Raw genomic sequence first — 15,804 nt, forward strand, 5'->3', positions numbered from 1 at the left:
CAGGGTGAAGCGGAGGGGCGCACCCCGACGGACTTCCCGTCGGAGTGCGCCCCCTCAGTCCTGCGGATCAGGAAGCCGACGCCGTCGTCGACGCGCGGGCACCACCGCCCATGGTGACCCGCAGCCGGTCGGGCTTCAGCCGTCCGTCAGCCTGCTGCAGCGTCACGTCGATCCAGCCCCGGTGATCGTCGGGGAGCGTGACGTAGTAGACGTCGCGCCCCGTCCGTTCCGGGTCCAGCTTTCTGACGAACCGCCAGGACACCTCCTTTCCGCGGTACTTCACGGATGTCACCGTCGCCCCCGGCCCGGAGACGAACACCACGTACGACTCGGCGAATCCCATTCCCGGGCCGAAGAGCGCCGCGAGGTGCGAGCCCTTCTCCTCCGGTGCGACTCGTCCCGCACCGCACACGATCTCCTGGGCGGCGCCTGAGGACGTCTGCCCGAAGCAGACCTTGCCGTTCGTGGTCTCCCACAGGTAGGAGACGGCCTTCCCGGACCGGCGGGCCAGGCTCAGCCCCTTGTCCGTGGGGGCCGCGCCGGACTGCCGGGCCTGGTCCGCGACCGCTTCCTCGAGCCGGCGCGGGTCGGCCTGTTGCTCGCCGGCAGTCGCGTGGGCGGACGGGGACACGGACCCGCCCGGCGTGCCGGCCGAGGGCTTCCCGGCGGGCTGCGGTCCGCAGCCCGCCGCAAGGATCAGCGCCGAGGCGGCCGCCAGCAGCAGGCGCGCAAAAGGTGGCCGGTGGCGTGTCAGTGGCCGCACGTTCCCACCTGGGTGCACATGACCACGTCCAGCCTCACCAGGTTGGGCGGAGCCTCCTTGAACTTGTTGCCCTGCCAGGTGTGGATGTCGAACGTGCCCCAGCTCCTGGTCGACGTCTTTCCGTCCGCGTCCTGGTAGACGGTCTGGAACCGGGTGACGTAGCCGGACGGCACGTAACCGTACATCTCTCCCTTCTTGAGCGTCATCGTGCTGGCCTCGGCGGCCGTCGAGGTGTTCGTCTTGGTGTCGGAGTTGGTCCAGGTGTAGTCGCCGTTGAGGCCGAGCGTGGTCTCCACCTCGCCGTCCACGAGCAGCGGGATGTGGCCCCCCACCTTCGCCTTCACCGATGCCGACCAACCGAACTTGTCGGCGAACTGCTCCATCGCCGCGTACATGGCGGCATAGGTGTAGGTGAACGACAGCGTCTGGTCCTCGGTGACCTCGCGGACGTTGGCGCCGGTGGAGAAGTCGGTCCACGGACCCTGGTACGTCACCACCGTGGACACCGGCCTGGTGCCAGGAGGTCCGTCGGGGACCACGACGCCCTTGGGCAGCTTCGGCGGCAGCTGCTGGCAGCCGTCGCAGTAGTGCTTCCCGGACGAGCCGCCACCACTGTTGCCACCACCGCCGCCACCGCCGCCGCCACCGGAGCTGGTGGTCTTCGGGGTGTAGCCGACGGAGTCCTGGATGTCCTTGGAGCAGTAGGCCAGGTCGTACAGGCACGAGTTGGGAGGCGAGCCGATCTCGGTGCCGGCCGGGTCGCTCAAGGACAGCGGGTTGTTGTTGCTGTAGGTGTACGCGTTGTGCTGGCGCGGGTCCTCGGTCACGAACAGCGGGTCGACGGAGATGAAGCGCCCCGTGGAGGGGTCGTACTCACGGGCGCCGAGGTGCACCAGACCGGTGACGGCGTCGTCCGTGCCACCGACGAAGCCCTTGTCTCCCGACCAACCGGTGGGCAGTGTGCCGCGCGCGCCGCCGAAGAGCGTGGACTTGCGTCGCGTGATCGTCTGCGCCGCGTCGGCCGTGATCTGGGTGGTGCCGGTGCCGTGGTGGTCGCCCAGCACGAAGGTCAGCTTCCCGCCCTTGCGCACGGCGATCGTCTGCGCGCCCGACATGTAGTAGCGGGTGGCGCTGAGCACTCCGCTCGCGCTGCGGCGCAGCTCGTTGCCTCCCGGGAGGTACAGGGTCGTGCCGGTGGTGTCCTTGGCGAGGAGTCGCTGGCCCTCGGTGTCGTAGAGGTACGAGGCCTTCTCGTTCGCGCCCTCGGAGACCGACGCCAGGTGTCCCTCGTCGTCCCATCCCAGGGTCTGCTGGGCGGCCGTCCCGATCTTGCGGGTCCGGGTGTTGCCGGCCGCGTCGTAGGAGAAGGTCTCCTCGTGCGCGTCGGCGCCGGTCTGGGTGACCTTGGGCAGATCGTGCTTGCCGGCGGTCGGGGCGGCGTACGTTCGCGCGGTGGCCTCGCCGGAGGCGGTGGGGTGGCGCGTCTCGGTCTTCCGGTTGCCCATCACGTCGTAGGTGTACGACGTCCAGTAGGCGTCCTGCCCGCCGACGACGGACGTCGAGGGTGTGACGGCGCACTGCTGGCCGGTGTTCGTCCAGGCTTCGGTGATCCGGCCCAGCGGGTCGAGGTCGACGCACTGGGTGTCGGTGGTGCGCGCCGCGTCCTGGCCGTAGGCCGTGGCGACGGAGACGACGTTGCCCGACGGGTCGTAGCCGTAGCTGGTGTCCTCGACGCGCTGCGGAGCCGCCTCCCGGTCGGTGTAGGTGCGGCTGAGGACGCCGGAGTGGTCGTCGTACTCGTTGGACACCCAGACGTGCCGGCCGAACTCTCCGAGCTCCATGCGGGTGTTGCGACCGTAGTGGTCGTAGGTCATGGCGGAGACGATCGGATCGACGCCCGCGCCCACGGTGTTCAGCAGACCGCTGCCTGCCGTGTAGGTGTTGACGACCTTCTCGGCCGGCAGGTCACCGATGGCGGGGTGCTGGGTCCACATCACGTCGCCGGTGTTGAGGTTGTACGAGGTGGTCCACTTGTAGACGCCGGCCGGCGCGCCCGCGCCGTCCGGGACGGTCACCTGGGTGACGACCGGCTTGTAGAGGCTGTTGTACGTGGTGATCGCGTTCTCGTAGGCCTTGCCGCCGACCCAGCGGGTCGACTTCGACAACTGCCCCTTGGCCACGGTGTCGTACTCCCACGACGCGAGCACGGTGGTGCCCTTGGTCAGGGCGGTCTTGCGTCCCAACTCGTCGTAGTCGGTGTGCAGGGTGATGCCACGTCCGACGTGGGTGACGTCGGTGGAGCGGTCGCCCTGGTCGTACGCGGTTTTGGTGGTGCCCTTGTCCGGGTCGTCGACCTGGATCTGGCGACCGCGGACGTCGTAGGTGTAGGTCCAGGTGGCGTCCGAGGGGTCGGTGACGGATGCCAGCCTGCCGCGCTTGTCGAAGCCGTACCGGGTGGACTGGTAGGCGGTACGGGCCGTGTCGGTGTACTGCCGCGACTCGATCGTGCGGCCCTGCGCGTCCACGACCACCGTCGATGCCGTGCCGCCCTGGGGCGGGACGACAGTGGTGGTGTCGCCGGTGTACTGGGTGACGGTTCGCCGGGTCTCGTCGCCGAACCGCCGGGAGATCTGCGCCGTGACGCGTCCGGCCCCGTCGAACTCGGTGTCGGTGGACGCCGGGTACTTCAGCTCCTGCCCGGTGACGAGGACCGGCTCGGCCGCCCCGGTCGCGAAGTAGACGCCGGAGGTGCGCCAGGCCTGGCCGCGGGTGTCGTAGAAGGTCTCCGTGACGAGGCGGCCGGCCCGGTCGGGCGATTCGCGCTGCGTCTGCCGGGCCCGCAGCAGACCGTCGTAGAAGGTGTACTCGGTCTGGTAGGTCGCGTCGTGGGCCAGGGTCCTGGCCGTGATGACGGCAGGCGCGTCGTTGCGGAGCTGGTAGTCGAAGACCCTGCTGGGGGAATGGGGATAGGTCGTGGCGGAGCGGGTCGGCAGCCACACCTTGGTGATCCGGCCCAGCGCGTCGTAGGCGGTGGTCGTGACCTTGCCGTTGGCGTCGGTCACCTGTGTGGGCTGGCCGCGCAGCGGGTCCATCTGGGTGGTGGCCGTGTGGTTGCGCGGGTTGGTGACCACGACGGTCGTGGGCGCTTCGCCCGTGGCCGGGGTGTACACCGTCTTGGTGATCTTGCCGTAGGCGTCCGCGACCGTCAGGCCGCGCCCGTAGATGTCGAAGTCGGCGGCCGGGGTGCTGGTGGTGACGTCGTAGCCGTTGCCGGCGCCGTTGATCCGCTCGGACCGCGTGACGTCGCCCTTCGTGGGTGCCGTGCCGAGCGCGCCGCCGTCGTAGTAGGTCCGGACGTCGTCGATGACGTCGGCCGGACGGGACGCGGTGGCATCACAGGTGACGGCGACCGTCTCGACCCTGCTGACCTTGTCGAGGATCTTGCCGGCGCCGGTGCGGGCGTAGCTGGTCGTCCTGCAGCTCTCGTCGCCCGTTCTGGCGGTGTCACCGGTGGTGGATTCGGTGGCGACCATGCCGTAGCCGTCGAAGGTGCGGTCGACCTCGGTGGTGCGCGTACCGCCGCTCACGCTCGTGCGGGTCGATTCCTTCTCCACACCGGTCTGGTACGAGACCAGGTCCGGGAGACCGGAACGGGTTCGCGTGGCGATGGCCGCGGAGCGCCACGGGGTGTACGAGGTCGCCGTCACCAGCTTGCTCGTGTCGTCGCCGTTGTACGTGATCTTCTCGCGCAGCATCCCCGCGAACGCGTCGCGGTCGGTGACCGCGTGCCCTGCCGAGTCCTTGACGTCCTGTCCGTCCCGGCCGCGGAAGTACCGGTTCTCCGTCAGGGTCTTCGGGTCGGAGGCGCTGCCGACACGGGTCTGGACCCGTTCGTAGCCGCGGGCCACGGAGTAGGTGCGGTCCTCGGCCTTGCTGAGCTCGTCCGTGCTCTTGGTCCAGGCGGCGCCGCCCAGGTAGGAGTAGGACGTGACCTTGTCCGGGGACTCGACGAGGTTGTCGCCCTCCACGACCTGGGTGGCCACGTAGGTGTTGAACCAGTCGAGCTTGGCGTCGTAGCCCTCGTACGCCCACTTCACCGGGTAGCAGCGAGTGGTGTTGGTGGCGTCGGCCGCCGGCAGGGTCGTCGCGGTGCACTCCGGCTCGGAGTAGGTGACGCCGATCGTGCCACCGGTCTCGGTGGTGATCTGGTAGACCCGCAGGCGGACGAAGGGCGCGAGGCCGTCACCGGTCTTGTCGACGCGGTTGGCCCGCTGCTCGCCGGCGAACGTCACTGCCGGCAGCGTGGCGCTGCCGCCCGCCAGACCGGTGCGCTGGATGGACTTGAGCCACATGGGTGTCGAGATGCCGTCGCCGGAGGCGGGGAAGTCGTGCCCCAGGGTCCAGGTGTCGACGTCCTTGTAGGCCCCGCCGGTCAGCAGTTCGGTGGTGAGGGAGGCGAGTCGCTTGCGGGACCAGAACGTCGGGGAGAACTGGTCCTTGCACTCGGTGGAGCCGTCCTTGCAGTACTGGTCGAACGGGACGTCCGGCCAGTTCTTGGCGTTGGTCTCGTCGAACGTGCCGCAGTTCGCCAGGCAGCGCTCGTCCACCGCGAAGCGGACCTGCGCCATCGGCTTGCCGGAGTAGACGGCGTCCGACCGGAGTCCGTAGTCGATGCGCTCCAGATAGCCGCCGCGGACGTACCGGGTGACCGTGGCCTTGCCGGTGGTGTCCGAGACGTTGCGCCCGTAGTTGTTGGTCTCCGTCTGCCAGTAGTACGCCATGGCGTTGTCACGCGGGTCGACCACGTAGTCGAGCTGCCAGCGCCATGCCTGCTGGCACCAGCCGCTCGCGAAGCTCGCGTTGTAGCAGGGCTCGCCGGACTGGTTGCCGAACACCGGGACGGTCCACGTCGAGTGGGTCGAGGGATCGGCGGCGGTGGCGCCGGGGAGCCTGTTCAGGCCGAAGAAGTACTGCGTGCCGTCGGCCGTGGTCACCTTCCAGTGCTCGCCCTTGCCGTCGACGCCGTCGGTACCGCCGTCACCGTTGTCGGCTCCGGTCAGCTTCTCGACCTTCGTCCCGTTGTCGGCGGCCTCGTGCCAGCCCTTGCCCGGCTGGTGGACGAGCTCGGTCGACTTGCCTCCCAGTGACAGGGTCGCGTTGTCGTTGAACCAGCACAGGTCACCGACGCGGGTGGTGTTGGTGCCGTTGGTCTTGTCGTCGTTGCAGGACTTGTAGCGGCGCTCGATGAAGCCCGGCTCGTAGGCCCATCCGTCGCCGATCCAGGACGGCTGGTTGTTGGAGGCGGCCGTACGGCCGTCCACCGCTTGCGAGTTGTAGTCCAGGGAGATCTTGGGCTGGAGCCCGCCCGGTACGGCGGGCACGTTGATCGGGTGGGACCAGGCGAAGCTGCCCATCGACTCGCCGGAGCTCCAGGAGCCGGCCGGCTGCAGGGACGTCGCCTTGTAGTCACCGCTGGCGCCGGCCTCCTCGGCGGCTGCGGCGAGGACGGTCGTCGTGCCGATGCCGACCGGGGCGCTCAGCGTCCCGGTTCGGGTGTCGTTGGTGGTCGGCAGCGGTGTCTTGACCCGGCACGCGGCCTTGTCGGGCGTGGTCAGGGCACAGGCCGGCAGGCTCACCAGTCGCAGCCGCGCCGCCCAGTCGCCTCCGTACGCGCCGCGGAAGGCGGAGTAGTTCACTTCCATGCGGGTCCGCACGGGCTTCGACGCGCCGTCGGAGCGGCTCACGGAGAGCAGGAGCCCGTCGACTCCGGCCTTGCGGGCGGCGGCCCGTTCGGAGACGTTGACCTCGACCTTGACCGTGGCCCGAGCCCCTCGTGGCGTGGAGGCTGCCTTGCCGTCCTTCGCGCCGGGGACGGCGGCCGGCTGTCCCTGATCGGTCAGGGCGATGGCGACGGGCAGGTTCGCGGCCCGCACGGGCGCCGGTTCGGCTCCGCGCCGTGTGGCGGGCCGCCCGCTCGTGGGAGCCAGCTCCACCTCGGCCGTCGCGGCACGGGGCCAAAGGACCTCGGGGCCGCCCTTCCAGGCGTGGGCCGCCGCGGCGTCGGGTCTTTTGGCCCCGCCGATGCGGGCCTTTTTGGCCGGCACTGGTTTCGGCTGATGCAATCCAGGAAGCGGAGTTCTGTCATCCGCATTAGCCGTCACGGCCCCCGACGTGGGCAAAAGACCCATAGCGATCGCGGCGGCCAGAACAGCCGCGGAGCCGCGTATTCGTGGAACTCTCACGCTCACCTCTCGCACAAAGCAGAAAATGTCGCCGAACGCTAGCAGCGCGCCCACTCGGCGGGTCGACCACTTGAGCAAGATCTGAGATCTGCACGGAGAACCGCGAATTCCCTCCCGATCGAATGACGATCGGGCGTTTTGCCCCCGGCCCGACAGTGCGGACCATGCCCCTTTTGGCATCGGCTGCGGACATCTGGGCACTGACGCAGCACGTCTGCGCCGGTACGAGGCGGGTGCAGGGTCGAGCACGCGGCCCGCAGATCACCTACGACAACGGCGGAACAATCAATTCCGGGCAAAGAATGAGCGCCCTTGTGAACAGGGCTCGGGAACACGACTGAAATCCCCGCTCGGCACGCGCCGCTGCTACGCGCCCATACGGCGACGAACCCGTCCGGACAAATGGACCACTCCTTCGCGACGAACGGCCGGTGTTCGCGCGCGAGAGCCCCACCGGGGGGACGCGTACAGCGGGCACGGTGGGCGAAACCAGAGCGCCCGAACCCACTCGATCGAGCCCACGCAGGCACCCGTCGGGCGCACCGGCGAGCACCGTGGACAACCCGCCCGAGGCCGCGAAATTTGAGGCGGACTTGAGACTTCTCCCCTCATCCGCATTCCGCGACACAGTTCCTGAGGGAATCACGGTCCCGGCCGGTCAGTGATCGACTAGTCTGCGCTGGCGCGAGAGGCGCAGCCGGGGGGCAGGGCGCCTCTGGGCTGCCTTCGCACGCGCTGCGCCACCCCGAACCGACACTCTGGCTCGCCGCTCCGCCGCCGCCTGTCCTCCTGGGACGAGGGGCCGCTCGGATACGGCACTGCCCGAGCACCATCGCACCGAGAGAAGAGAACCCCTTTGTCGAGTACGCGTAGCAGGAGTCGCTGGAGACGGACTCTCCACCGGGCCACAGTGGTGGCACTGGTGGGCTCGATCGCCCTGTCCGTACCGCCGGCGACCGCCGCCGGGCAGGCACGGACGACCGTGGCGGTGAGCGAGGACGACGGCAGTCTCAGCCCCGAGGACAAGGCCCTGCAGGAGGCGAAAGCCACCGGGAAGCCGGTCGAACTGACCTCCGCCCGGACCGAGTTGTCCGACACCTGGGTGAACCCGGACGGAACGTTCTCCGAGAAGAAGTACGGTGCGCCGGTACGGGTGTTGCGAAGCGGCGCCTGGGTCGCCACGGACCCGACGCTCGAGTTCGCCTCCGACGGATCGGTGAAGCCGAAGGCCACCACCGTGGTCGTGACCTTCTCCGGCGGCGGCACCGGACCGCTCCTCACCGGCGTGAAGGACGGCCGCACGCTGTCGCTGTCCTGGCCGTCCGCGCTGCCGAAGCCGACCCTCAACGGCAACGTGGCCACCTACGCCGAAGTGCTGCCCGGCGTCGACCTCCAGCTCAAGGCCGAGGTCGAGGGCTTCTCCCAGCTCGTCGTGGTCAAGACCCCCCAGGCCGCCACGAACCCGGCACTCGCCCAGCTGAAGTACACGATGTCCACGGTCGGGGTCACGGTCGCCACGGACCCCGACACCGGCACGGTGACCGCGACGGATCCCGCCGGGCAGACGGTGTTCACCAGCCCGTCACCCATCATGTGGGACTCCACCACCACCAGCAGCGGCACGACCGCACCGCAGAGCCTCAAGCAGTCGGCGGTCCAGTCCCTGACGGCGACGGAGCCCTCGCCCGAGCCCGACAGCTCCTTCGAGCAGCCTTCCGGTTCCAAGGAAGCCGTCATGGCCACGTCCGTGACCGGCAGCACCCTCCAGATCACCCCGGACCAGCAGCTCCTGCAAGCGGCGGACACCACCTACCCCGTCTACATCGACCCGTCGTGGGCCTGGGGCGGCCGTAACAACTGGACCCGGGTCTCGAAGAAGTACCCGACCAAGAACTACCTCAACGCCAACGAGGTGGCCCGCGTCGGATACGAGAACGAGACCAACGGCCTGTCCCGGTCCTTCTTCCAGATGGACACGGCCAACGTCCGCGGCACCAAGGTGATCAGCTCCACGTTCCGCATCAGGAACGTCTGGTCCTGGTCCTGCCAGGACCGGCCGGTGCAGCTGTGGCACACCAAGGCCATCGGTGAGAAGACCACCTGGAACAACCAGCCCGCCAAGATCGACTGGCTCTACAACGTCAACGACTCCAAGGGCTGGTCCAGCAACTGCCCTGCGGGCAACCTCGAGTTCGACCTGACCTGGAAGATGCAGCGCATCGCCGCGGCCGGCGACACCAGCATCACCCTCGGCATGTACGCCGAGAACGAAGCCGACACCTTCGGCTGGAAGAAGTTCGACCCGAAGACCGCCACCCTGGAAACGGTCTACAACAACCCGCCCGCCACGCCGACCGACCTGGGCACCAACCCCAAGACCGACTGCACCAACGGCGGCCTCATCGGCAACACCACGGTCAGCCTCCACGCGTACGTCACCGACCCCAACGCCGGTAACCTCTCCGCCCAGTTCCAGGTCTTCCGCAACGACGGAACCATGGTCGCCGACGAGTGGATCCCCGGACTCAAGGACCGCGTCTCCACCCTGGTCGTCCCCGACGCGAAGCTCCCGACCGGCAGCTACACCTGGAAGGTCCGCGCGTACGACCAGAGCGAGTACTCGGCCTGGAGCCAGACCTGCAAGTTCACCATCGACCGCACTCGACCGACCGAGAAGCCGGCCATCACCTCGGCCACCTTCCCCAACGGTGAGAACGGCTGGCCCGCCGGCACCGGCAAGGCCCGCAACCCCGGCTCGTTCACCATCTCCGCCAACGGCGTCGGCGACGTCACCTGGTACGGCTACTACACCGACTGGGACCCCGACGTGAAGAGCGTCACCGTCCCCGCCGGCGGCTCCACCACCATCCAGCTCACCCCGCCCGGCGTCGGCCCGCACTTCGTCTACGCCTTCAGCCAGGACCCCGCCGGCAACCGCTCCGACACCGCCGCCTACCTGTTCTACGCCGGTCGGTCCACCGCGCGCGACCAGGCCGGCGACCTCAACGGCGACACCCTTCGCGACATCTGGAGCAAGGACAGCTTCGGCACCCTGCTCACCTACGCCGGCCAGGGCAACGCGAAGTTCTCGACGACCACCAACGGCGGCATCAGCGGCCTGGGCTCGGCGCTGACGACCAGCTCCCTCGACTGGGGTCAGGACGGCTACAACGACCTGATCACCCTGCAGCACGACACCAACGACAACATCGACAAGCTCTGGGTCCACTCCAACAACGGCCTCGGGCGCGTGCAGCAGCACAGCGCCCAGCAGATCAACGTGAGCTGCCCCGTCCGTGACGAGGAGATGGGCTGCACCGAGGAGGGCGACGACCACTGGCAGGGAGCTTCCCAGATCGTCAACCCCGGTGACCTGAACGGGGACGGACGGCCCGACCTGCTGGTGAAGCAGGGCAAGCACCTGTGGGCCTACTTCGGCGAGCGCAACCTCCTCCTCGACACGCACGGCGCGCCCGTGCTGGTCGGCGGCGAGGACTGGGACAAGTACAGCGTCATCACCCCCGGCGACCTCAACGGCGACAACGTCCCCGACCTCTGGCTGCGTGACAACGCCAACGGCGACATCCTGCGCTCGTACGGCAAGCCGAGCGCGGACAAGAAGGCCGCCGTCGACCTGGCCACCTGGGGCTCCGCGCCCCGCACCAGGGTGGGTGTCGGCGTGACCCAGGCCCTGTACCCCGAGGTCGGCTCCGTCGGCGACCTCTCGGGTGACGGCGTCACCGACCTGTGGGCCAGGAAGGCCGACAACACGGTCTTCGGCTGGTTCGGCGAGATCGTGAGCGGCGCCGTCGGCTCCTTCTCCGGCGGATTCGACATCGACGCGGTGGCCGGCGCGCGCATCGCGTCCGGCACCACCCTGGCCTCCGGCGAGCAGTTCACCACCACCGGCGCCAAGCTCGTCATGCAGACCGACGGCAACCTGGTGCTGTTCACCAAGGGCAACAAGCCGGTCTGGGCCACCAACACGGCAGGAAACCCCGGCGCCTTCGCCCGCATGCAGGCCGACGGAGCCCTCGTCGTCTACACGGCCAACGGATCCACCGCGCTGTGGAGCAGCAAGACCGGCAACAAGCCCAACTCCTATGCCGTCGTGCTCGCCCGCGGAGTCCTGGTCATCTACGACGCCGTCGGCAGGAGTCACTGGACCAGCGGCGGCCAGAGCCGTCCCGACTACAACGACGACGGCTACACCGACGTCCTCGCCCGCGACGCCAACGGCGACATGTGGGTCTACCCGGGCACCGGAGGAACGGGCACCAGCACTCTGGGCACCCGCTACTTCGTCGGCAACGGCTGGTGGCGCGACTGGTGGACGAACGCCTACAACGCCGACGTCAACAACGACGGGTACACCGACATCGTCGGACGCGACCGCAACGGCGAACTCCACCTCTACCCGGGTACCGACGGGAAGGGCACCTACCCCTTCGGCTCCCCCTCCCTCCTCGGCGTCGGCTGGAACATGTACGACACCCTGGGCTTCGGTGACATCAACGGGGACGGCCGCACCGACGCCATCGGCCGCGACAGCGGCGGCGAGCTGTGGGTCTACCCCGGGACCGGCGGAACGGGCACCAGCACGTTCGGCAGCCGGGTCTTCATCGGCAACGGCTGGTGGCCCGCTTCGTGGACCACGATCCGCTTCGCCGACATGAACGGCGACTACAAGGTCGACATCATGGGCCGCACCGATCAGGGCGACCTGTACGTCTACCCCAACACCAGCACCAACAACGGGAGCATCAGCTTCGGCGCCCGCTACTTCAACGGCAACGGCTGGTGGAACGGGTACTGGAACCCCTTCGCCACCGATCTCGACAGCGACGGCTCGGCGGAGTCCGTCGGGGTGACCAACAACGGGGAACTGTACGACTACCTTCCCAGCGGTCGCACGCTGATCGGCACCGGCTGGCAGTCCTTCGACGTCATCCTCTGACGACCGGAGCCACCGGGCGCGGAAATGGGTGGGCCCCCGTCACCGACGGGGGCCCACCCTCGCGTTCACCAGCAGGAATGCAGCACCCGCCGCCACGAGTCGGGCTCACGCTTCCTCGGCCACGGTGTCACCGGAGGACAGGGCAGCCCTTCTCCTGCGGAGCACCACCACCCCGCACACCGCGAGGAGGAGGGCGACCACGGCGGACACCCCGAGGGCCGTCCGTTCGGCGAAGAGCCTTCCCAGCACTTCGAGCACACCGAGCCCGGCGGTCGCGTAGATCAGGGCCCAGGCCGCTCCGCCCACGAACAGGGCGGGGAGGTAGCGCGGCAACGGCATGCGCATGCTGCCCGCGAGGAAGTTGGCGGCGGTCTGGAAGCCGACGGTCAGGAAGGAGACGGCCACCACCGGAGCGCCCCACCGCTGGATCGCCCGCTCGGCGCGCCGGAACTTCGCCGAGGAGATCCGCTCGGCGAACCTGCTGCGCCGGGCTCCGGCGCCGGCGAGCCACCCGACGGCGAACGTCCCTCCCGCGCGGAGCAGGACGATGGCGTACAGGGCTGCGGCAGTGAGCGCGACCTTATCCACGACGACTCGTCCCGGGCAGCGAAGGTCCGGAACCCGCGTCCCCCGTCAGCCTCGTGGACGTCTCGCGCCACCGGGGGCACGACGCGCACGAGCCCGGGTCACCGTCTCTCATCTGCGCCCCGCCCCTGTCCGTTCCGCCTCTGGTTTCCCGCCTGCCGCACTGTCGCACCGGAACCCGAACCGCACACCCGAGCCGAGATGACAGGCAAGGCCAGCCTAACCTAAGGGCCGCACGGTGCGTACAGCGCCCACGTCGCCCGGTGCGCGGCCGGCACCGCGGGAAGGGTCACCGGCTTCGCACCGACCGGACCCGTGCACCTCTCTCGGTGCGCACGAGCTCGCGCAGCGCGACCCGCGCCGCCGGCCCCGCGCCGGGGGTGGCCCAGTAGGGGTGCCACCAGAGTCGCACGGACAGACGCAGGAGCCGTCGCCGCAGGGCGGCGGTGCCGCGACCGGAACCCGCACCCGCGAGGGCGGCGTAGGTGGCCGTCCAGGCCCTCTGGGTCTGGACGAGGTCGGGAGGGAAGGGGCGGCGCTCCACTCCTCAATTAATACATATGTTCGATTAGCGGCACAAGGGGGACTCGCTTCCACCGCGGAGTGTCAGCCGGGCAGTCTTGGTCGAGGAAATCGTGCGGGCTTCTCGCCGTCACCCATGACGGTGGCTCGACCGCCGGTCGCACCCGTCGCGCCCGAGCACTCCGCGATCGTGGGGATCATGCATTCCCGCCGCACCGCACCCGCCCTCCTCGTCGGTCTCCTGCTCACCGTCTCCGGCTGCGTCGCCGTCCCCAGCGCTCCGCCGGCGCCGGCCCGCCCGCCAGCGGGCCTGTCGCCCGCCGACGACCGACCGCCCGCCCCGCTCCCCCGTGAATGGCCCAGCCCCACCCAGGACACACCCCGGGAAGCACTCGACACCACCGACCCCGCCCCCGTCGGCGACCCGCCAAGTCCTCGACCGGGTCGCGGGCGCAAGGCCCCCGGCGCACCGGCCGCCGAGCGCACCGCCCCGCACCGCACCGGTGGGCGGCCGCCGCGGCAGAAGGCCACCAAGCCCCCCAAGAAGCCCCGCCGGAGCTCGCCGGCGAAGACGCCGAGGCACGCCGCCCCGCCCCGCCCGGTCGGGACGCCGGCCGACATGCGCCGGCTCTGCCACGAAGCCGAGCGCATCCAGGTCCCGTACGGGGTCCCCGCCCTCTGCCGCCGTTCGTACGGCAGTTGAGCGGTGCCCGGCGCTCCCGCCGGGCCGACCACCGAGGTCCGCCCTGCGGACGGCAGGCACGGAAGCCGATGTCACCCGTGATGACGGCCCGGCCCGAGGGGGAACCAGGCAACCCGTCCGCCCGTCATCTCCACGGGAGTTGCGCGAGACTCACACTCCACACCCATCGCTCTTCACCACCGAGGTACGAGGAGATCCATGGTCGACACCGTCAACTCACTGGCCACCCGCTTCCACGAGCTGATGGTGGCGCTGCTGACCGGCGGCCCCGCCACGGTGGGCACCGCGGGCCTCCACGACGTCGTCTCGCGCGCCGCGGCTCTCGGCCCCGACGGCACATGGCTCGCCGCCGCGGGCCATGCGAGCCTCGGCGGCCTGGCCATCGCACACGGACGGACGGACCAGGCCGTCGCGCACCTCGACGCCGCGGTGGCGGCCGGCTACAACGACTGCGTGGCGTTGCACGTCGCCCCCATGCGCCCGCTGCACGAGGATCCCCGCTTCCAGGCGCTGTACCAGCGGATGCGCATCACCCAGGCGGACCTCGACGAGGTCTTCTGGCTGCACCAGGAGATGCAGCTCATGGCACGGGACGCCCAGGACGCGACCGTCGACAACCTCGGGCGCCTCGACACCGGGGTGTCACCCCTCCCCAAGGCCCCGATGCCGACCAGGCAACCGAACACCCCCGGCGTCTTCGTCACGCGCATCGATCTCGCCGCGATCCAGACCGCACTCCAGCAGTCCATCCTGAAGCTGGAGTTCGAGCGCAGTTCCGGCAACACCAGCCTCGGTCTCATCGACGACACGTGGGACCACCCCCGCGCCTGGCAAGACGCCCGGTACGCCGACGAGCTGGATTCCCGCCGCCTGCGGGCCGCCGAGGCCCGGGCGTTCGTCGAACGCCCGGGCGCCGACACCACGCTCGTCCCGTGCCCGCCCCTGGGATCGATCACCTACCCGAGCTGAGGGGTGCCGCACCGGCGCGGGGACCGGCGGTCTTCCCTCGCCGACGTCCCGCCGACTTCCCTCGCCGACTTCCCTCGTCTTCCGTCTTGATCTTCACGGGCGACCGCACGGAGCGGGCGCTCGTGCGGTGCGCTCGTCGGCCACCGGGTGGCGAGGTGTCCGGTGGCCGCCGTGGCCGCCCGCCGCCCTGGGCCGCCCCAGGAGCACCCCGGCCAGGACCAGCACCAGTCCGCACGTCTGCTGGACCGACAGCGTCTCGCCGGCCGCAGCGGTGCCGAGCAGGACGCCGGTGACGGGGTTGAGCAGTCCGATCAGTCCGACGGTCCCCGCGGGCAGGTGCCGCAGCCCGGTGAACCAGGCGACGAAGGCCAGCGCGGTCGCGATCAGCGTGACGTACCCGAACGCGAGGAGCGTCGGCCCGGACAGGGCGGGCGGGGGCCCTTCCACGGCGGCGGCGAACGGGAGCAGGATGAGACCTCCGGCGGTGAGCTGCCAGGCGGTCGAGGCGATCACGTCGGTGCCGGCGCTCCATCGTTTGGCCAGGATGTGCCCGAAGGACGACACGAGCATGGCGGCGGCCGCGGCCAGGATTCCCGGCACGCTCACGGCTTCCGTTCCGGTGAGCAGCATGAGGCAGACGCCGGCGAGCCCGATCGCGGCGCAGGCCACGTGGCCGGTCCTCGGCCGTTCGGAGACCAGGGGCCACGCCACGAGCATCATCGTCAGCGGAGCCACCGCCATCACGGTCGAGGCCACACTGGTCGGAAGCAGCTGGGAGGCCGCGTAGACCAGGACGAAGAACACACTCATGTTGAGCAGTCCGAGCACTGCGGATCGCCACCACCACGGGCCGCGCGGCCGTTGTCTGCGCAGGCAGAGAAGGGCGAGACCGGCGGGAAGCGCCCGGAGGGCCGCCCCGTACAGCGGCCGGTCGGCAGGCAGGAACTCGTGCGTGACGAAGTAGTTGGTGCCCCAGGCGACCGGCGCCACCGCGGTCAGCACCACCCACCGCATATTACCTTCCATGGAAACTAATAATAGCTTCCCGGGAAGCTACGATGGG

At 69.9% G+C, this 15,804-nt stretch carries 8 protein-coding genes; 3 read left to right on the forward strand and 5 right to left on the reverse strand.

Annotated features, from left to right (window positions below):
• Window positions 1–67: 67 nt before the first annotated feature.
• On the reverse strand, window positions 68–763 hold the full coding sequence (locus AB0M16_RS10195; protein WP_365340884.1) for a hypothetical protein: 696 nt from the start codon (window positions 761–763) through the stop codon (window positions 68–70).
• Window positions 751–6,696 carry an RHS repeat-associated core domain-containing protein gene (locus tag AB0M16_RS10200; RefSeq protein ID WP_365340886.1) on the reverse strand — a complete coding sequence of 1,982 codons (5,946 nt, stop codon included), beginning with the start codon at window positions 6,694–6,696 and terminating at the stop codon, window positions 751–753. Before AB0M16_RS10200 ends, AB0M16_RS10195 begins: the two co-directional genes overlap by 13 nt.
• Before the next feature lie 1,219 nt (window positions 6,697–7,915).
• Between AB0M16_RS10200 and AB0M16_RS10205 the strand changes: the two genes are divergently transcribed.
• Complete coding sequence (locus AB0M16_RS10205; RefSeq protein ID WP_365340888.1) at window positions 7,916–11,962, forward strand: FG-GAP-like repeat-containing protein; 4,047 nt, start codon at window positions 7,916–7,918, stop codon at window positions 11,960–11,962.
• A 105-nt stretch (window positions 11,963–12,067) separates the two neighbouring features.
• Here the strand turns inward: AB0M16_RS10205 and AB0M16_RS10210 are convergent, their stop codons facing one another.
• On the reverse strand, window positions 12,068–12,550 hold the full coding sequence (locus AB0M16_RS10210) for a VTT domain-containing protein (RefSeq protein WP_365340890.1): 483 nt from the start codon (window positions 12,548–12,550) through the stop codon (window positions 12,068–12,070).
• Between the two features lie 286 nt (window positions 12,551–12,836).
• On the reverse strand, window positions 12,837–13,091 hold the full coding sequence (locus tag AB0M16_RS10215) for a hypothetical protein (RefSeq protein ID WP_365340892.1): 255 nt from the start codon (window positions 13,089–13,091) through the stop codon (window positions 12,837–12,839).
• Window positions 13,092–13,268: 177 nt separating this feature from the next.
• Here AB0M16_RS10215 and AB0M16_RS10220 point away from each other — a divergent pair, with 177 nt between their 5' ends.
• Complete coding sequence (locus AB0M16_RS10220) at window positions 13,269–13,772, forward strand: hypothetical protein (protein ID WP_365340894.1); 504 nt, start codon at window positions 13,269–13,271, stop codon at window positions 13,770–13,772.
• Window positions 13,773–13,970: 198 nt separating this feature from the next.
• The gene (locus AB0M16_RS10225; RefSeq protein WP_365340896.1) at window positions 13,971–14,741 is read left to right on the forward strand and encodes a hypothetical protein; all 771 of its coding nucleotides are present in this window, start codon (window positions 13,971–13,973) and stop codon (window positions 14,739–14,741) included.
• A gap of 93 nt (window positions 14,742–14,834) precedes the next feature.
• Here AB0M16_RS10225 and AB0M16_RS10230 read toward each other — a convergent pair whose 3' ends face one another.
• Window positions 14,835–15,755 (reverse strand): EamA family transporter, encoded by a 921-nt coding sequence (locus tag AB0M16_RS10230; protein ID WP_365341306.1) that lies wholly within the window; start codon window positions 15,753–15,755, stop codon window positions 14,835–14,837.
• Window positions 15,756–15,804: the final 49 nt, after the last annotated feature.

This window comes from Streptomyces sp. NPDC051921 (genome assembly GCF_040680975.1).
Classification (GTDB): domain Bacteria; phylum Actinomycetota; class Actinomycetes; order Streptomycetales; family Streptomycetaceae; genus Streptomyces.

Excerpts from the sequence above, each read along its gene's own strand:
- AB0M16_RS10220 (WP_365340894.1), top strand. The coding sequence starts at position 13,269 with ATGCATTCCCGCCGCACCGCACCCGCCCTCCTCGTCGGTCTCCTGCTC.
- AB0M16_RS10225 (WP_365340896.1), top strand. The coding sequence starts at position 13,971 with ATGGTCGACACCGTCAACTCACTGGCCACCCGCTTCCACGAGCTGATG.
- AB0M16_RS10230 (WP_365341306.1), bottom strand. The coding sequence starts at position 15,755 with ATGCGGTGGGTGGTGCTGACCGCGGTGGCGCCGGTCGCCTGGGGCACC.